14 protein-coding genes are annotated in these 18,096 nt (G+C 33.2%); 3 read left to right on the top strand and 11 right to left on the bottom strand.

Features of this window, described 5'->3' with window-relative positions:
- Positions 1 to 180: 180 nt before the first annotated feature.
- The 4 genes from asnB (HNP99_RS16945) to HNP99_RS16930 all read right to left on the bottom strand — a co-directional run bounded on the left by asnB (HNP99_RS16945) (position 181) and on the right by HNP99_RS16930 (position 6,098).
- On the bottom strand, positions 181 to 1,788 hold the full coding sequence (gene asnB / locus HNP99_RS16945; RefSeq protein WP_173854640.1) for an asparagine synthase B: 1,608 nt from the start codon (positions 1,786 to 1,788) through the stop codon (positions 181 to 183).
- Positions 1,789 to 1,980: 192 nt separating this feature from the next.
- Positions 1,981 to 3,606, bottom strand: coding sequence for an amidohydrolase (locus HNP99_RS16940; protein WP_173854639.1), 1,626 nt, complete (start codon positions 3,604 to 3,606; stop codon positions 1,981 to 1,983).
- A 162-nt stretch (positions 3,607 to 3,768) separates the two neighbouring features.
- On the bottom strand, positions 3,769 to 5,445 hold the full coding sequence (gene asnB, locus HNP99_RS16935) for an asparagine synthase B (RefSeq protein ID WP_173854638.1): 1,677 nt from the start codon (positions 5,443 to 5,445) through the stop codon (positions 3,769 to 3,771).
- A gap of 203 nt (positions 5,446 to 5,648) precedes the next feature.
- On the bottom strand, positions 5,649 to 6,098 hold the full coding sequence (locus HNP99_RS16930; protein ID WP_173854637.1) for a hypothetical protein: 450 nt from the start codon (positions 6,096 to 6,098) through the stop codon (positions 5,649 to 5,651).
- A 182-nt stretch (positions 6,099 to 6,280) separates the two neighbouring features.
- Between HNP99_RS16930 and HNP99_RS16925 the strand changes: the two genes are divergently transcribed.
- Positions 6,281 to 6,826, top strand: a complete 546-nt coding sequence (locus HNP99_RS16925; RefSeq protein WP_173854636.1) for a DUF2911 domain-containing protein — start codon at positions 6,281 to 6,283, stop codon at positions 6,824 to 6,826.
- Between the two features lie 88 nt (positions 6,827 to 6,914).
- Here HNP99_RS16925 and HNP99_RS16920 read toward each other — a convergent pair whose 3' ends face one another.
- The 3 genes from HNP99_RS16920 to HNP99_RS16910 form a co-directional block, all read right to left on the bottom strand.
- The gene (locus tag HNP99_RS16920; protein WP_173854635.1) at positions 6,915 to 8,666 is read right to left on the bottom strand and encodes a TonB-dependent receptor; all 1,752 of its coding nucleotides are present in this window, start codon (positions 8,664 to 8,666) and stop codon (positions 6,915 to 6,917) included.
- A gap of 105 nt (positions 8,667 to 8,771) precedes the next feature.
- Entirely contained in the window at positions 8,772 to 9,638 is an 867-nt protein-coding gene (locus tag HNP99_RS16915) for a PhzF family phenazine biosynthesis protein (protein WP_173854634.1), read from the bottom strand.
- Positions 9,639 to 9,666: 28 nt separating this feature from the next.
- The gene (locus tag HNP99_RS16910; RefSeq protein ID WP_173854633.1) at positions 9,667 to 12,681 is read right to left on the bottom strand and encodes a tetratricopeptide repeat protein; all 3,015 of its coding nucleotides are present in this window, start codon (positions 12,679 to 12,681) and stop codon (positions 9,667 to 9,669) included.
- A gap of 241 nt (positions 12,682 to 12,922) precedes the next feature.
- Between HNP99_RS16910 and HNP99_RS16905 the strand changes: the two genes are divergently transcribed.
- A complete protein-coding gene (locus tag HNP99_RS16905; RefSeq protein ID WP_173854632.1) occupies positions 12,923 to 13,606 on the top strand; it encodes a cell division ATP-binding protein FtsE in 684 nt (227 codons plus the stop codon).
- Positions 13,607 to 13,622: 16 nt separating this feature from the next.
- Here the strand turns inward: HNP99_RS16905 and HNP99_RS16900 are convergent, their stop codons facing one another.
- Positions 13,623 to 14,351, bottom strand: coding sequence for a class I SAM-dependent methyltransferase (locus tag HNP99_RS16900; RefSeq protein WP_173854631.1), 729 nt, complete (start codon positions 14,349 to 14,351; stop codon positions 13,623 to 13,625).
- 220 nt (positions 14,352 to 14,571) lie between these two features.
- Here HNP99_RS16900 and HNP99_RS16895 point away from each other — a divergent pair, with 220 nt between their 5' ends.
- Positions 14,572 to 15,480 carry a glycosyltransferase family 2 protein gene (locus HNP99_RS16895; RefSeq protein ID WP_173854630.1) on the top strand — a complete coding sequence of 303 codons (909 nt, stop codon included), beginning with the start codon at positions 14,572 to 14,574 and terminating at the stop codon, positions 15,478 to 15,480.
- On the opposite strand, the gene HNP99_RS16890 is transcribed toward HNP99_RS16895, so the two are convergent.
- The 3 genes from HNP99_RS16890 to HNP99_RS16880 are packed head-to-tail and all read right to left on the bottom strand — an operon-like array spanning position 15,463 to position 18,069.
- Positions 15,463 to 16,560 (bottom strand): glycosyltransferase family 4 protein, encoded by a 1,098-nt coding sequence (locus tag HNP99_RS16890; protein ID WP_173854629.1) that lies wholly within the window; start codon positions 16,558 to 16,560, stop codon positions 15,463 to 15,465. The genes HNP99_RS16895 and HNP99_RS16890 overlap by 18 nt on opposite strands.
- Positions 16,557 to 16,961 carry a sugar 3,4-ketoisomerase gene (locus HNP99_RS16885; protein WP_173854628.1) on the bottom strand — a complete coding sequence of 135 codons (405 nt, stop codon included), beginning with the start codon at positions 16,959 to 16,961 and terminating at the stop codon, positions 16,557 to 16,559. Before HNP99_RS16885 ends, HNP99_RS16890 begins: the two co-directional genes overlap by 4 nt.
- Before the next feature lie 4 nt (positions 16,962 to 16,965).
- On the bottom strand, positions 16,966 to 18,069 hold the full coding sequence (locus tag HNP99_RS16880; RefSeq protein ID WP_173854627.1) for a glycosyltransferase: 1,104 nt from the start codon (positions 18,067 to 18,069) through the stop codon (positions 16,966 to 16,968).
- Positions 18,070 to 18,096 lie beyond the last annotated feature (27 nt).

Raw genomic sequence — 18,096 nt, 5'->3', positions numbered from 1 at the left:
AAAACTAAAACAACCTTTTTAGCCCTGATCATAGCGGCATCCTTTGTGTTTTTTCTTTAAAAACACAAAGATATAGCGTAGAGCAGGACGACTGTTTCTTAAAAGTATAAATCGTCCTGCTACTAAACCCATAAAAATCAAGAAGGCTTAGTGCTATAAGATATTTTTTAAAATTAAATTTTAATCCAACTTGGCCATTTGAAAGCCTGGTTTTAAATGGGCATCATTTGCTCTTCCGCTTGGATCTAGGTTTTCTTGCCATTTCGGGATCCATTTTCTTACTGTTTGAGCAGCGCTTAATTGAGGATAATGTTTTTGAAAAATAGAACGGTACAAATAGGCCTCTTTTGTAGTTGGGGAATTGTATGGAAATTCGGTTACTGCTCCTTCTAATTGCGCATCAGTAACTTGTGTTGCGCAATAATCGATCAACTGATCAATCCAGTTGTACCCCACTCCATCAGAGAACTGCTCCTTTTGTCTCCATAAAACCTCATCAGGCAAATAAGGATCGTTTGGGGTATCAAATGCTTTCCTTAAGATATACTTTTCTTTTCCTTCGTAATTTTTAGGCTGTTTTTCATGTGGCTTGATGCGTACTGCAACATTTAAAAATTCTTTATCTAAAAATGGAACTCTTGCTTCTAAACCGTGTGACATTGTGGATTTATCTGCGCGAAGTAAATCAGCAGTGAATAATTTTTGTACTCTCTCGATCGTTTCTTTTTGAAACTCTTCGGCATTAGGTGCGTTTCTAAAATACAAATAACCCCCAAAAATCTCATCGGCACCTTCTCCTGACAACACTACTTTTACTCCTGTGTCTGTTATTTTTTTTGAAAGGAAATACATTGGCACACTTGCTCGTACTGAGGTTACATCGTAGGTTTCTATTTGCCAAATTAATTGGTCTAATATTGCTACCCCTTCTTCTACAGAAAAATAAACTTCGTGATGCTCTGCTCCCAAAAAATCAGCTACTTTTTTTGCAGCCACAACATCTGGCGCATTAGCATCTAAACCAATTGAAAACGAATGTAACTTTTGACCTTTTGCTTTAAGCAAACGAGAAGCGATTGAAGAGGTTAAAGAAGAATCTAATCCTCCTGAAAGCAATACACCAATAGGTACATCAGCCATTAATCTTTTACTTGTCGCTTCAGTAAGCGTATTGCGAATCAATTCTAAATCTAAATCTTGATCTGCCTTAGCGTAATATTCATATTCTGGTTTGTAATATTTTACAAATCCAGTTTTTGCAGTATAATAATGTCCCGGAGGAAAAGTCGAAAATGTTTTGCACTGGTCCGCTATTGCTTTCATCTCTGACGAAAAATAAATCCGCCCCCTTTCATCAAGACCATAATACAACGGTTTTACTCCTAGTGGATCTCTCGCCGCCATATAATCATCTCCGTCGATCACTACAAAAGCAAAATCACCATCTATTTTATCACAGAAATCGTAACCAAATTCTTCATACAAATGCACGATAACTTCTGAATCAGATTTGGTTCTAAAAGTGTGCTCTTTTAATAGTCCATTTCTAAGTTCTTCATGGTTATATACTTCTCCATTATGAACCATATATGCTGTAGCCGTACCCTGGATAGGTTGTTTACCTGAATGTAAATCGACTATAGAAAGGCGTTCATGACTTAAGAAATGTCCTTTTTCAGTCATGTACAAATCATTTTCATCAGGTCCGCGATGTGCCATTCTTTTAGAAAGCTCCCTCACTAACTGCTCCTCTTTTCCTTTACCGATAATAGCTAATATTCCGCACATAATTATTGATTTTATTTATTCTCTTCCTTTTGTACTGCAAATATGCAATATCAGTTACATTCTTAAAACGAGAAATCCCTTTTTAATTATAAAATATTCTAAAAAGCTATTTTAAACTTTAAATATGGAACACAATATAACCTAAGCAGTTTTAATTTATTACTTTTTCAATGATACGCTTATCGTTTTCTATTATTTTACTTTAGCCCCTTTTAAATAAGTACTTGAAGGTTTCACATCTAGAATTTCGCTTTCTCTTATTTTCATAATGTCTTTATCGAAAATAACAAAGTCAGCCCACTTGCCTACTTCTAAACTTCCTTTTTCTTTTTCCTCAAAATTAGAATAAGCCGCCCAAATTGTCATGCCCCGTAATGTTTCTTCTCGCGTTAACGCATTTTCCATTTGGAAACCGCCACTAGGATATCCTTTACTATCCTTTCTAGCCACTGCAGCATGAAAAGTAAGCATTGGGTTTACTTGCTCTACCGGAAAATCAGTTCCTAGAGCAACCATACCCCCTTTTTTTAATAATTTTTTATAGGCATACGCATTTTTTAATCTTTCTTTTCCTAAACGATCACCAGCCCAATACATATCTGAGGTTGCATGTGTGGGTTGGATAGAAGGAATAATTCCCGTCTTGAAGTAATCAAAATCTTGCTCCCTTAATATTTGCGCATGTTCTATTTTCCACCTATGGTCTTTCTTCCCGGCTAAAGCTTCGGTATAAATTTTTAATAGAACGGTATTTGCAGAATCACCGATAGCGTGAGAGTTTAATTGAAATTCAGACTTTGCTATTTGTTGCGCGACTGACTTTAAATGTTCCGGAGATGATAATAAAGCGCCAAATTGTTTTGGCATATCTGAGTATTCTTTGTGTAAACAAGCTCCACGCGAACCCAAAGCTCCGTCACCATACATTTTAAAAGAACGAACATCTAAATTATCGGTTTTGTAAATGCCTTTTTTTAGATACAAATCAATATTTTTTTGACTGGCAGTAACCATTGCGTAAATATTTAATCGCAAGGCTTTTGCTTGTTGTAAACTATCCATTAAATTAATAACATCAGGATCTAATCCCGCATCATTTATAGTGGTTAACCCATAATCAAACATTACTTTCTCAGCATCTAATAAAGCGGCAATTTGTGTCTTTCTACTTGGTTTTGGAATAATCTTAAAAACTAATTCCATAGGATTATCTACTAAAATCCCTGTTGGTTCTCCGTTCTTAACTTCTATTTGACCACCAACAGCTTTAGTATCTTTTGTTATTCCAGCTAAAGCCAAAACTTTACTGTTAACAATAATCGCATGACCATCTACTCTATTTAAAACAACAGGAATGTTAGGGAAATATTTATCGAGAATCTCTTTTGAAGGGTATTCTTTTACCTTCCAGTCATTTTGATCCCAACCATTACCAACAATGAAAGCCACTTTTTTAGTCTTTTGAAACTCTTGAATACGGCTAATAATTTCGTCCATACTTTTTGTATCCCGTAAATCGACTTCTTGCAAACTTAGCCCGTAACCATAAAAATGACAATGCGCATCAATCAAACCAGGATAAATAAATTTACCGTCAGCATCTACTGTAGTGTCTGATTTATAATTATCTGTAATTTCCTTGTCAGATCCTATGGCTATAATTTTTCCGTCGCTAACCGCAATAGCAGTTGCTTGGCCAAAATCTTTATCAACTTTATAAATAGTAGCCTCTGTTATGATCAAGTCAACAGTGGCCTTATTTTTCTTAAGACAAGAAGTTAGCAACAGCAAGCTAAAAAATAATATATAACGTTTCATGGTGTCTCTTTTTTTATAGGCTAATATAAAAAAGAAGTACAATAAAAAAAAACAGCAGTCTCTATTTATGTCCATTCTTGTCTATGACGCAAAAAAACTGACAAAAGCATAAAAAAAACGCCCTCCAAAATGAAGAGCGTTAAATTTTAAAAATACTTATTTTTATGCTTTTGAATAAGCTGAATCATGCACATTTGCAACCGCTCTTCCTGATGGATCGTTCATGTTTTTGAAAGCTTCATCCCATTCAAGGGCAATTTTAGTACTACAAGCAACACTCGCTTCTTGAGGTACACATAAGGCTGCAGCATCACTAGGATAATGTTCTGCAAAAATTGAGCGGTAATAATACTCTTCTTTAGATGTTGGCGTTTGTAACGGAAACTTATACTTAGCGTTTGCTAACTGCTCATCAGTAACCTCAACAGCAACAACTTCTTTTAATTTATCAATCCATCCGTAACCTACTCCATCACTAAATTGTTCTTTTTGCCTCCAAGCAATACTCTCTGGTAACATATCTTCAAAGGCTTTACGAACTACCCATTTTTCCATTTTGCGTTCCCCAGTAATCATTTTATCTTGTGGGTTTACTCGCATCGCTACATCCATAAATTCTTTGTCTAAAAATGGCACACGCCCTTCAATTCCCCAAGCAGCTAAACTCTTGTTTGCTCTTAAACAATCGTACATGTGTAATTTACTTAATTTACGTACTGTTTCCTCGTGAAATTCTCTTGCGTTTGGTGCTTTGTGGAAATACAAATACCCTCCAAATAACTCATCAGCACCTTCGCCAGACAATACCATTTTTATTCCCATTGATTTTATCACTCGCGCCATTAACCACATAGGTGTTGATGCTCTAATGGTAGTTACATCATATGTTTCTAAGTTGTAGATTACGTCTTTAACGGCATCTAAACCTTCTTGAATTGTAAATTTAATTTCGTGGTGGATGGTTCCAATATGATCCGCTACTTTTTGTGCAGCGGCTAAATCTGGAGACCCTTCTAAACCTACAGAAAAGGAATGTAATTGTGGGTACCAAGCATCTGCTGTATCTCCTGACTCGATACGTTTTTGTGCATATTTTTTGGCTACAGCCGAAGTAATAGATGAATCTAAACCTCCAGATAGTAATACACCGTAAGGCACATCACTCATTAATTGTCTATGAACTGCAGCCTCTAACGCTACTTTGATTTCGTCAATACTGGTTACGTTATCTTTTACAGCGTCAAACTCTGTCCATTCTCTTTTATACCATTGTACAAATTCGCCATCTTTACTAGTCATGTAATGCCCTGGAGGAAATAATTGGATTTTTGTACAATGTCCTTCTAATGCTTTTAACTCAGAGGCCACATAAAAAGTTCCGTGTTGATCCCAACCTATGTATAATGGAATGATTCCCATATGATCACGAGCGATAAAATATTCGTCTTTTTCGACATCATAAATCGCGAATCCAAAGATTCCGTTCATTTCATCTACAAAATGAGGTCCTTTTTCTTTATAAAGTGCTAAAATAACTTCGCAGTCACTTTCTGTTTGAAAGTTATATTTTCCTTCAAATTGTTTGCGTAGTTCTCTGTGGTTGTAGATTTCACCATTTGCAGCCAAAACAAATCTACCGTCTTCGCTAAATAATGGTTGCTTTCCAGAAGCGGGGTCAACAATTGCTAAACGCTCATGAGACATAATAGCTTTTTCATTACTGTAGATTCCGCTCCAGTCTGGTCCACGGTGACGGATTGTTTTAGACATTTCTAATACTTGAGGTCTTAAAACTTCTGCTTTTTGTTTTAAGTCAAAGGCACATACTATTCCACACATAACGATATATTTTAAAATGTTTTTCTTTTATTTGATAAAGCAAAGATGCAATAACAGTTATAATTCAAAAACACTAACCTTATTTATAGTTACAAATTGAAACATAAAACACCTATTTAAGCTAAATATGAAATAAAACCAGCTTTCAATTAACCTAAAAGTTTAAAACCACAATAATCTTACTTTCATAATGCAACCAAAAGCTACATTATCTCTTCTATAGTGTAAGTTGTTGTATTTATTTCAAAAGTAAAACCTACTACATTACCCATTAGTTTATTTCCTAAAGGAGATTGTGGCGAAAGTGCGATTACATTAGTACCGTCAATATTAATTTTTGGCAAAGCCAAAGAAAGGTATAAAAAAATTCCGTTAGCCTTTACAAGACTCCCTACAATAATAATTTCAGTAACTTTAGTTGGATCGACTTTATCAAGAACTGCTTTTTGAGTTAACACTTCTTTAAGTTTAGTATTAAGCTTTTCTTGTTCAAGATGCATCATAGACAAAGCCGTCTCGTGTTTATCACCAGCCGAACCTTTAGCATCATTTTTAGAATCTTCGGTAAGCGCCGTTATCATGTCTCTAAACACATCTATTCTATCTTGAACTAGCTGTCTATAGTAATCATATATTTTTTGTTTAAAAGTCATTTTGTTGTAACTATTTAATAATAAAAGCCATGTAAAAAACCTTTTTACTACGCTTAAAAGCAGCCAAAGTTAGGGTATTAAATTAAGGCATAAATAGAATATTTTCTAAATTTTAACATCCTTTGTGATTATTTTCAATACACAATCAATAATTTTAGCCTCTTAATAAATTAATCATAATTATGAAAAAATCTACAATCATTGCTACAATGGCATTTAGCCTTACTGTGCTTTTTGCTTCAAACGCAACAGCGCAAAAATTTCCAGACTTAGATAAAAGTCCGATGGATGTTGCAGCTTACCCTAATGACTACAAAGATGCGGCTAAATTAGCTAAAGTTACTTACAGTAGACCTCAACTTAAAGGACGTAGTTTAGACGAACTAGCTCCTGCAGGAAAAGTATGGAGAACTGGCGCAAATGAAGCGGCAGAAATCACACTTTACAAAGACATGAAACTAGGAGAGACTAAAATTAAAGCAGGTACGTATACATTATATGCTATTCCTGAAAAAGACAATTATACTATAATTATCAGTAAAGACTTGAATGTTTGGGGTTCTTACTTCTACAAAGAAGCCAATGATGTTGCTAGATTAAAAGTTCCAGTAACAGAAGCTAAAGAATCACTAGAGTCATTTGGTATGGTTTTCACCAAAGCAGATAATGGTATCGTTCTAAACTTAGGATGGGACAAAGTAAGAGTTGCTGTTCCCTTTACAGAATAATTCTATTTCTAGAGTTAGCGTATATAAAAAATGGCTTCCTAAGTTTAGGAAGCCATTTTTTTATGCAATCGTTTTGGCTTAAGCCAAATTAAAAATCAAACTTATAATTTGCTCCTACCATCACTTGGAATCCCTGAACTTGGTAATTTAACCATTTTTCATATGACTGATTAGCGATGTTATTTAGTCTTAAAAAACCAGTTAAACGGTCACTGTATTTATATCCTACATGTGCATTTGCATCAAAATAGCTTCCTAAACTAATTGGTGCTGAATTAGTAGTTGAAAACAAAAGATTAGTTTGCATGTCCTTACGTTCCCCTACATAAAAAACGGTTGCTCCTGCATACCATTTTGGAGTAATATTTACTTCAAGATTAGAGTTTACTTTTACCTGAGGAAGGTTCCAAGCTTCTTGTTGTATGTCATTAGTGTAACTACTAAAAGTTCCGCTGATTCCAAAAGAAACATTCTCAGAGAAGGCTGCTTTTAAATCTCCAGAAAAACTCACTGTTCTCATATCATCATAAACGACACTTAAAGAGTTTCCAAAAGCGTACGGCTCATTAGTACTTGCTTCACTGTAATCATAGCTTCTATACAACGCTTTGTTTCTTTCATTTTTAAATGATCCACGAATATTATAACTTACGTTATTAGTTATCTTTCCTTTTAAACCCGCAAAAATATCATATTGTTTGTCTGTAGGTCTAATATCTAAAGTAGGAGATACAAACGGATTTTCATTAGCTAAATCACTGTAGGTATTTTGTTGTAAATCCCCTTCTGCTCCAGCGTAAAAAATCATTAAATCTCCAACCACTTTATACGATGCATTAATTTGAGGATAAACAAATAACTTGTTTTTACTATTTTCGTTATCCATACTAAAAAACACTGCTGCACCTATATTCAATGTCCAATCGTCTTTTAACATTACAAAACTTGGTGCAATTCCTAAGTTAGTATAACCATATTTAACAGCAGCTGTGTTCGTGTAATTTTTTTCGAAATTACCACCTACATAATCTACAATAATATTTGTTTTCACAAATTCATCCATAACATCAAACTGAACCGTAGGCTTCACATAGAACCTGTTTTCTACCGAACCAAAAGAATCTGCAAAGTGATTAAATTTCATGGTAGCCTGACTTAAAATCCCCTCAGAAAAAGCAATTTTACCTCCTGCATTAAATGCATTGAAAGCATGTTGTGGCTCCATAGAACGTATTAAATTAGAGCGATCATCAGCTGTAATCGTGCTTCCAAAATCAGCAGGTAGTCCATACCAATTATAAATTTGATTTTGATATCCTAAATCAACATTCCAAGACATGTCTTTATTATTGACACCATAGCTCAAGTCAATTCCAGTGTCGTAGTATTTATCATCTAATTCTACATTACTGATTCCGCCTTGAGACGAAAGATGACGAAACATCCCTGAAACATAATCGTTGTTACCCAGTTCTTGGTTTACAAAAAGTTCCCCATTTACTGTACCGTAATTCCCAAAACCAAGTGTAGCATAGTTATTATATAAATGCGGACGCTTAGTACGCTCTACTCCTTCAGCTTTACCTTTAGAAGGTGTAAATGTAGAAGCAACAGGAAAAGAAAATATTGAATATTTTACATTCTCTTTTTTAGCATTTCCTTCATCATCAAGAACAGGCGTTTCTGGAACTTTAAATGCATCCGAAATAGTTGGCGTGTAAGGCTTAACAACATTCACAACTTCTGACCCAATACCCGCTCCCGTTTTTTGAGCAAAAGAAAACTGGAAAGCGATTAAAAATAGTGTTAAGGCAACCTTATTTTGAAAATTGAAATTCATATTATTTTTATTTATTTTTTAATGTAAAAGTCGATTAGTAAGAAGTACTCTTATTTTAATCTTGCCTATTACATTCTCTTATTTACTATTGAATATTTATCTTTATTAATCTACGTGCCATTCTCCTTGAGCAACAAATTGTGTTTTACCACCTATTTTTATATCATAATGTCCCTCTTTTACTTTTCCGTCAAAATAAATCTGAGAGGGTCTGTTGATACTTGCTCCTTGATTATTCACTATTTTGATTTCATTAGTAAGGTACTTTAAAAGAAACGCTTGTAAACAAGTACTCGCGCTTCCAGTTGCTGCATCTTCTATAAGCTGGTTGTTTTCTATACACAGCATTCTGCTATTTAAAATCCCTTCTTCTAAACTAAAAAAATACAATGCCTTGTGCTGTGTTTTACATTTTTCATTAAGCCATTGCGCTGTTTTATCTACATCTAGCTTCACCGCTTGTAAAGCTTCAACACTCTTTAACGGAACAATTACAAATGCACTACCTGTTGTTACTTCCTGAACCTCAAAACGCTCATCAAAATCCGTGATACTTAAAGTACTAAAAGAAGCAAAATCCTCTTTCATAAAGACATCTAAAAATTCAGGTTGCGCTGCTTTCAACCATAAAAGTTCATTTGACTCATTAACCGGAATCACACCTATAGGAACAGTTATATTTAACGAAACCGATTTATGTTTGACTATTTTATTCATCACTATCCAAGAGGTGCCTATAATAGGATGTCCTGCAAATTGCATTTCGCTTGCTGGCGTAAAAATCCTTATAGTAGCTGTGTTATTTTCAACATCTACGGCTGTTATAAAAGTACTCTCGGCAAAATTAATCTCTCGTGTAATTTCTTGCATCTGAGTCGTTGTTAAATCCTGAGCATTTAAAAAAACAGCCAATTGATTCCCTGCATATTTCTTCTTGGTAAAAACATCAACTATATAAAAAGGAAGTGTCATTTTTAACTAATTTTAATTATACACAATACTATTTTACAACAGAGGAATTTGTTTTTGACTCTTCCGCTTTAATCATATTCAATTCTTTTTGCGCTTCAGTGACAACATCAGGATAATCCGTAAAGTTTTTAATTACATTGTCTAAAATGTAAGTTGCTTGAAAACTATCTTTTAATCCATAGAAGTTTTTTGCCATTACTACCAATCCTTTTGCTCCAAAATAGCGGTAGCTTGAATAACTCTTAGCTAATTTTTGAACTGCAGTATTAGAGTTTTCAAATTTGCCATCTTGATTTTTAAAATAAGCATCATAATACAATGCCTCTGCCGCTAACTCTCCTTTTGCAATGGTTAGCAGTTTTGCATATCCTGCCCTTGCTTTTACCTCATCACCAGTTTGAATGGCAGAACGTGCAATAATAATTTGCGCATCACTTTTTACATTATCATCTATTTTTGGACTATTCAACACCTTATCTGCGTAGGTTACTGAATTAGCGTAGTCTTTTTTATCATAATAACACTTCATTAAATTAGACTGTGCAAAAACTTTATTCTGTGCATAATCAGCTTCATTTTCTAAACGTACTAAAACCGGAATCGCTTTTGCTTTTTCGTTATTATCTAATAAAATTTGAGATAATCTCGCTAATGATTGTTCCGTAAATTCACTTCTAGGCTCATTAATTACATATTGATAATTGGCTATGGCCTTATCCTTTTGTCCCTCTGAGAAGTAGGCTTGCGCTAAATAAAAATTTGCTTTAAGCGAATGGATTCCGCGTGGAAAGCTCGAAATATAGGAAGCAAATCCAGAAATTGCTTGCTTGTAATTGTTTTGCTCAAATTGCTTCACCGCTGATTCGTAAGTATCATTATCTAAATCAGCATCACTTACAGCAACAAAATCTAATGTTCGTACCCAACTTGCATATTCATCTACTCTACCACCATCAACATAAATTAATCGTGCTGTAGAAACTGCTTCTAGTGCCTCAGGTGTTTTTGGAAATTCGGCTGCTACTTTTTTAAACTTTGTTAAAGCAGGTTCGTTTTTATCTGAATTATAATAAATTAATCCTTGACGCAAAATTGATTTTGCTGTATAAGTTCCGTTCTTATTTTCAGCAATTAACCTATCAAAAGTTTTTAAAGCTAAATCCTGTTTATCGCTCGCTACATATGTATTTGCTAATTCATACATAGCATCATCACGGTAGTTTGACTTAGGATACATTTGTAAAAATGAATTAAGTTCTACTATTTTAGTATCATTACGAGCAACAAAACCATAGCAAATCGCTTTTTGGTAATAAGCATAATCAGCATCTACTCCTTTAAACTCAATCACTTTATTATAAGCATCCATTGCTGGCCAATATTTTGAAGTAACAAAACGACAATCGGCTAAACGCAAATACGCATCACTTAATCGCTCTGAATCTAATTTACCCCCATCAATTTGTTTTTGAAAATAAGTTGCCGCTTGATCGTAATCTTTTAATTTAAAATAAGCATAAGCTATATTGTAGTTGCTGTTTTTATATTCTGGTGTGGTAGCCGCATTTGTAGCACCTATAAACTGCTTGTAGCTCAAAACTGAATTTTTGTAATCTTGAGTAACATATTCCGTTTCTCCTTTCCAGAAGATAGCTCTCGTAGCAAATGTTGCATCCATTTGTACATCTAGCGAACTCTTGAACATTTTAGCCGCCTCGGTATAATTTCTATCTGAATACAATTCTAGTCCTCTATAAAAAGTTACTTTTTGGTACGCTAATTTATTCTCAGGACTTTTATTTTTTTCTAATAATACTAAAGCCTCTTTGTAGTTTTTAGAGGAAATATAAGAATCTATCAACAATTTCTCTATCGCAGCACGATTAGCATTAGCTGGATACTTCTTGATGAATCCTAGTAATATCTCAGGGACTGTTTGGTAAGAGTTTCCAATTTCATAACTTAATTTAGCATAATTCAAACTCGCATCTTCTTGAATTGACAAATCAAATCCCATCTCTGAAGCATTCTTAAAAGCATTTAATGCTTGTTGTTTTTTATCTAAATTCAAATAACTTTCTCCTAAATGGTAATACGCATTTTGAGCTACAAAGTCATTTCCGTTAATGATTTTATTAAATTGAGAAACTGCATTTTCATAATCTTTTTGCATATAATACGCATACCCCAATTGGTAAAAATCAGTATTATTCCACCTTCCTTTTTTTCCTTTGTATTGTGCTAAATAAGGTATGGCTTTATCGTATTGCTTTAGATTAAAATAGCTTTCCCCAATAATTTTATTCAATTCTGATTTCTCAATAGCATTTGATTTTGCCATTGCTTTTCCTCCTAAATCAATTGCTTTCTGGAAGCTTCCTAATTTAAAATTCATATCAGCCTGATAATACGAGAGTTTTTCTTTGTATTTCTCTTCACCAGAAACTTCGTCAAAATAACGCGTTGCTTCTTTATAATCATCACCTTCATAGGCCATAAAACCTAAATAATATTTAGCTTGAGAACCAAATTCCTTAGAATTCAATACTTTATTGAAATAGGTTGTAGCTTCTTTTTTATTTTTAGAATTAAAGAACGCATACCCTTTTTGGAAATTAAAACTATCCCTATCCGAAGTACTCAATTGGCTTTCATCCACTTTTTCGAACCATTGCAATGATTTGGGATAATTCCCTTGTTCGAAATAAAAATGAGCAACTTCAATAAAAGCTTGATTACTTTTTGCACTTGTAGGATAGTCTTCTACAAACTTTTCCATTAATACATCAGCATTTGACTGGTTCATTCTAATGGCACAATTAGCATCGTAATAGGCACAATCAGACTTTACACCTTCATCAGTAGTGGCGTCTTTTACTTTATCAAACAGGATTTGTGCCGAAGCATATTGCTGATCTTTAAACAAATAAACTGCTTTATTAAAGTCCTTTAATTCGTAAGTATATATTGTTGATTTTTGAGCTGAAGCAGATAAAGAACCTGCTAAAAAAATCGAATAGTAGAGCCAAGAAAATTTACGCATTTTTAATATGATTTTTTTAATATTCAAATATATTATAATCTAATGGGTATAACGAAAGTCTTTTGGTTTTTATTATGAAATTAAAAGAAGAATTGTGATTTAAACAGCCTCGTTTTTGCTATTTCTTAAAAAAAATAGCGCTTCTTGAAAATGAGATTTGAAACTATTGTTTTTATTGATGAAATTTATTTTGAATACATCCGTTAACTTATTACTTTTACCACTTAAACAAATGCTAATTATGTCTCAAGCTGTACTGTCTTTAAAAAACGCATCCATTTACCAAGAGGATAGAGTGATTTTATCTAATATTAATTTGGAGGTAAACCATGGTGAATTTTTATACATCATTGGAAAAACAGGATCTGGAAAAAGTAGTTTAATGAAAACGCTTTATGCTGACATGCCACTTACTGAAGGTGAAGGACATATTGTAGAATTTGATTTAGGTTCTTTGAAAGAAAATGACATTCCGTTTTTACGTAGAAAAATCGGAATCGTATTTCAAGATTTCAAATTATTACCAGACCGTTCTATAAAAGACAACATGCTTTTTGTACTTAAAGCTACTGGATGGACTGATAAAAATGAAATGGATCGTAAAATTGATGAAGTTTTAGATAAAGTAGGCATGAAAGCTTATTCTAATAAAATGCCTCACCAAATTTCAGGAGGAGAACAACAACGCGTAGCCATTGCAAGAGCTTTGCTAAACGACCCTGAACTTATACTTGCTGATGAACCTACTGGAAACCTTGACCCACAAACCAGTGCCGAAGTTATTGAAGTTTTAAGAAACATCAATGCTAACGGAAAAACAATCATTATGGCAACACATGATTATGCTTTGTTGATGAAATACCCGTCTAAAACATTGAAATGTGAAGACACTAAAATCTTTGAAGTAGTTCAGAGAACAGTGTAATTTTACTATTAGAAAGCTAAACCTTTTTTTTACTAAATACTAAAATATCTTGAAAATCTAAAAGCGACACTATTCCTCTATTTGACCAAGTGCCGTATATTTTTTTATCTAATTCTAAATCACTTTTTTGTAACATTTCAAAAAGGCTTTCTTCTTTAAATGCAATATTTGCAGACGGAACCTTCTTGCTCATCAACCTAAAGCCATCTTTATTATAAGGAAAACAAAAGCCTTGCTTGTGTTTTGAGATTTTACATTCAATTTCATCATCATAAATAAAAAACGTCGATAAGCATTTCCCTTCTGGTTTTAGCACCCTACTAATCTCATTCAAATAATTTTGAACTTCCACGGGTTGCATGTGAGTAAATACCGAGAATAGAAACACCGTATCAAAAGAGTTATCCTCATAGGGAAATATAAAATTTTCGGCTTTTTGGTTTGTGATACTATACAAGTCATTACTTAGAGGAATGTATCTGAAATTAAAATTAGTATATTTTGTAGCTATATTCCTTTCACACCAAACAATTCCTTTTTTAACTAAATCGAAACCTTCGTACTTACTATTTTCTCCTAAATAGCTTGTGAGAGAAAGTGCTGCTCTACCAATGCCGCAACCAATATCTAGTACGGAATGATCTGGTTTTAAATTAGCATATTCAATTAAAAGTTTAACGTGATAATTCCCTTGTTTAATAAAATCACCGGAACCTATAAAAATATCTCCTTTATTTGGTATCAATTTGTTTCGTCGGCCAACAATCAATTCGAAAAAATCAATGGGGAAATAATAAATTTTCCGAACCAAAAGCCTAGATTTAGGAGAAATAAAATAGTAAAGAGTTCTCAAATTCATTTTTATATTTCTTTTCTTTTAAAAAACATTAGCAATATTACTAAACATATTGAATATTTTAATAGAATGTGTTTTATTTACAAATATATTTAAAAAACAACAATAAATGCTCTCCATTCTTATTCCAATCTATAATTATAATGCTTTCCCGCTAGTTCAGGAATTACATAAGCAGTGTGTGAAATGTAATATTGATTTTGAGATACTTTGTCAGGATGATTGTTCTAGTGAATATGTAAACGAAAATCAAACAATAAACACCTTAGAAAAATGTACTTTTTCCAGAAACAAAACTAATCTAGGAAGAGGCCACAATATAAATACACTCGCTAATCAGGCAGCTAAAGATTATTTGCTGCTTGTTGATTGCGATACTTTCCCAAAAAACAGACTTTACATTCAAAATTACGTCGACTGCATTCAAAAAGGAAATGCCACAGTTCTTTATGGCGGAATTATATATGAAAGCCAAAAACCAAGCACAGAAAAATTATTGCGTTGGGTCTACGGAAACAAAAGAGAGGCGCTTTCAATAGAACTAAGGATTAAGAATCCAAACAGGAATGCCTTAACTTCAAATTTAGTCATTAAAAAAGAGATTTTCACAAAACACCCTTTTGACAGTACAATAACAAAATACGGTTATGAAGATTTGTGTTTTCTAGTCGAGTTAGAATCGAATGGATTTGTGGTCAATCATATCGAAAACCCTACTTATCATCTAAACTTAGAAAGTTCAGAACTATTTCTAAAAAAGACAAAAACAGCATTAGAAAATTTAGCTTTTATCTTTGAAACAAAAAAACGCATTACTACCGAGAGCAAAATAATTACCGCTTATACACTGTTAAAAAAGATAGGGATTAGTAGATTAGTTGCGCGTACCTTTAAAAAAGGCGAAAATGTTCTAAAAAACAATTTGATTTCTAAAAAACCTTCCTTGTTCGTTTTTGATCTTTACAAATTGGGATATTTCTGCCAATTGCAAAATAAAAAATCAATTCTTACTCGCTAACTCCAAGAACAATTCGTTCCATTGTTTCATTATGGAATTGCTATTATACTGAGCAACACTTTTAGCCGCTTTACTCCCAAATAATTTTCTCAACTCTTCCTCTTGCATTAATTGATGAAGTTTTTCTACAAAAACATCTTCATCGCCATCGGGAATCAGGAATCCGTCCACGTCATTCTTTATAATTGCTCTTGGACCACAAGGACAATCGTAAGCAATGCAAGGCAGTCCAGAACTAATCGCTTCAATCAAAACCATCGGAAAACCTTCTTGCCGTGAAGTCATTACAAATATAGAAGCTTCTTCATATTTAGCAGCAATATTTTGCACTGGTTCATAAAAAGACACGCTTGAATCAATACCTAACTTCTCACCTACTACTTTTAAGGAAGTCACCTCTTTTCCATAAATTTCTAAAACCCAATCTGGGTATTTGATCGCCAATTTTTGCCAAATTAACAAGAGCCGGTCCAATCCTTTTTCATATGAATTTCGAGCAACTGCAATTACTTTCTTATTCTTTAATTCTGCTTGTTTTTTGGGTTGCAACCAAGAAGGGTTAGGAATTACTATCGAATTATTCAAATCCCATTCTGCCAAACTTTCGTTAGACAATGCGACAAATTTTGTGAATTTTTTAGCCCCAAAACTTTTAAAATTATATTTTAAAAACCGAAGCCCTTTAGACAAAAGCCAATACTTCTCTTTTGATTCTTCAATGTATCTTGATCCATGGCATTCAAAAACAATGGGCACTTCGCTTTTAATCAAAAACGGAATTGCAAATGCTTTTAAACCATTGTCAGAAACAATAACAACATCTGGCTTTACTAAGACTATTAGCCTTAATAATGACTTCCTATAGGTGTTTAAAAATTGAAATAGATTTCCCTTTAAAATCATATCATGAAATATAATCTTATCATCAAAATCATAAAAAGGAGTGGAATTACCATTGTTTTGGGTAAGAATATGCACTTCATAATTCCACTTCTCTATAAGCACTTTCGTTTTTATAGCTAATGTTCTGGCGACCCCACCTTCATTATTTATATTGGGTATTATATAAAGTAGTTTCATTTTTTTGAATCCATAAATTCACTAAAAAATCTGATATAATCTTCTTCTATAAATACATCAGAAGCAAAAACCAGACATATCGAGCCCGAAGAGAAATTCTCTAACTCTCTCCATATACCTGTTGGTATGTATAATCCAATATTAGGTTTATTTAAAACAAATGATTTTTTACTGTATCCGTCATTAAGAATGACCTCAAAACTTCCGCTTAAAGCAATCAATACCTCAGCCTGTTTAATATGCGAATGTCCGCCTCTAAAAGCAGAACTCGGCACATCAAAAAGATAATACACACGTTTAAATTCAAATGGCAAAACATCCTTTTGAATAAAACCTAAATTTCCGCGTACATCTTCGACGACCGGAATTTCTAATAATTGTATTTTCTCTAGTGTGCTCATTTGTTTACTCAATATTAATTTTCATCAAATCTAACCATTGCTGTCCAATTACGGCTAATAGAAACGGCTTAATACTATTTGCTGCATTCTGCTTGCAGTGTTTATATAAAGTTTCATCAATGACCATTTCGTTCATCGCTGCTGTAAGCTTATTAAAATTTTGATCCTCTACTAAAAGTCCGTTTTCTCTGTCTAGAATCATTGCCGAAGGCCCTGACGAACAATTAAAGGAAACGACAGGCGTATGACATGCTAACGATTCTAAAATAACATTAGGCATCCCTTCATTTTTACTACTTAAAGTTAAGAACTTCGCTTTTTTTAAATATTTATAAGGGTTTTCCTGATAGCCTAAAAAACGAACAAAATCTTCAACCTTATTCTCTTTTGCTACACTTTCTAATGTATTTCTATCCCCGTTTCCTAGTATTAAAAGATGTATTTTTTTTTCTGGCAAAACAGAATTCGCATAACTCACAATGAGTTTATCAAACTGCTTTATCGGGTTTTCAAACTGTCCAATAGCGATACAATAGTCAAATGGAAGTAATTCTTCTTCATTACTCTTTTCATCGATTTCTTGAGTATTAATAGGATTTGCAATCGTAACTACATTTTGTAATTGATGCGTTTTTACAATCAATCCCTGCATCTGATCTACTAAAGCCACATTAGCATAACAGTGATTGTACATTAATCTTGTTAGCCATGAATTTCTTGGCATATAATGATCAATCAAAAAACTATGTACTGTAAATATTGTTTTGGTATTATAAATTAATCGCGAAATTATAAGTTCTTGAAATACTTTAGTTCGGAAGCGAAAATCAATGATAAAATCAAAATTATTAGCCTTTAGATACTTTTGTAGCGCAATCAAACGCTTGCCTTTATTAATAATCCCATTGCTTTCATTTTTCAATAAACCTAGATTAACCAGTTTACCAGCATAAGGAAAAGAAACTTCATCAATTACAATGATGTTATGGATTTCAATGCCTTTACTTTCGAAAAAAACAGACAAATTAGCCATCACTTTATCACTTCCACCAGCGCTGAGGCGGTAACCAATTAAAGCAATTTTATGTTTTTTGTTAGGCAATATCATTATCGATTTCTTATTTTCGTATCAAAT

The sequence above is a fragment of the Flavobacterium gelidicaeli genome, assembly GCF_013294005.1.
Taxonomy (GTDB): domain Bacteria; phylum Bacteroidota; class Bacteroidia; order Flavobacteriales; family Flavobacteriaceae; genus Flavobacterium.
Note: the sequence above shows the minus strand (reverse complement) of the source record. Positions and strands in the feature narration are given on the sequence as shown.

Coding starts and splice junctions, on each gene's coding strand:
- asnB (WP_173854640.1), bottom strand. CDS start 1,788: ATGTGCGGAATATTAGCTATTATCGGTAAAGGAAAAGAGGAGCAGTTA.
- HNP99_RS16940 (WP_173854639.1), bottom strand. CDS start 3,606: ATGAAACGTTATATATTATTTTTTAGCTTGCTGTTGCTAACTTCTTGT.
- asnB (WP_173854638.1), bottom strand. CDS start 5,445: ATGTGTGGAATAGTATGTGCCTTTGACTTAAAACAAAAAGCAGAAGTT.
- HNP99_RS16930 (WP_173854637.1), bottom strand. CDS start 6,098: ATGACTTTTAAACAAAAAATATATGATTACTATAGACAGCTAGTTCAA.
- HNP99_RS16925 (WP_173854636.1), top strand. CDS start 6,281: ATGAAAAAATCTACAATCATTGCTACAATGGCATTTAGCCTTACTGTG.
- HNP99_RS16920 (WP_173854635.1), bottom strand. CDS start 8,666: ATGAATTTCAATTTTCAAAATAAGGTTGCCTTAACACTATTTTTAATC.
- HNP99_RS16915 (WP_173854634.1), bottom strand. CDS start 9,638: ATGACACTTCCTTTTTATATAGTTGATGTTTTTACCAAGAAGAAATAT.
- HNP99_RS16910 (WP_173854633.1), bottom strand. CDS start 12,681: ATGCGTAAATTTTCTTGGCTCTACTATTCGATTTTTTTAGCAGGTTCT.
- HNP99_RS16905 (WP_173854632.1), top strand. CDS start 12,923: ATGTCTCAAGCTGTACTGTCTTTAAAAAACGCATCCATTTACCAAGAG.
- HNP99_RS16895 (WP_173854630.1), top strand. CDS start 14,572: ATGCTCTCCATTCTTATTCCAATCTATAATTATAATGCTTTCCCGCTA.
- HNP99_RS16890 (WP_173854629.1), bottom strand. CDS start 16,560: ATGAAACTACTTTATATAATACCCAATATAAATAATGAAGGTGGGGTC.
- HNP99_RS16885 (WP_173854628.1), bottom strand. CDS start 16,961: ATGAGCACACTAGAGAAAATACAATTATTAGAAATTCCGGTCGTCGAA.
- HNP99_RS16880 (WP_173854627.1), bottom strand. CDS start 18,069: ATGATATTGCCTAACAAAAAACATAAAATTGCTTTAATTGGTTACCGC.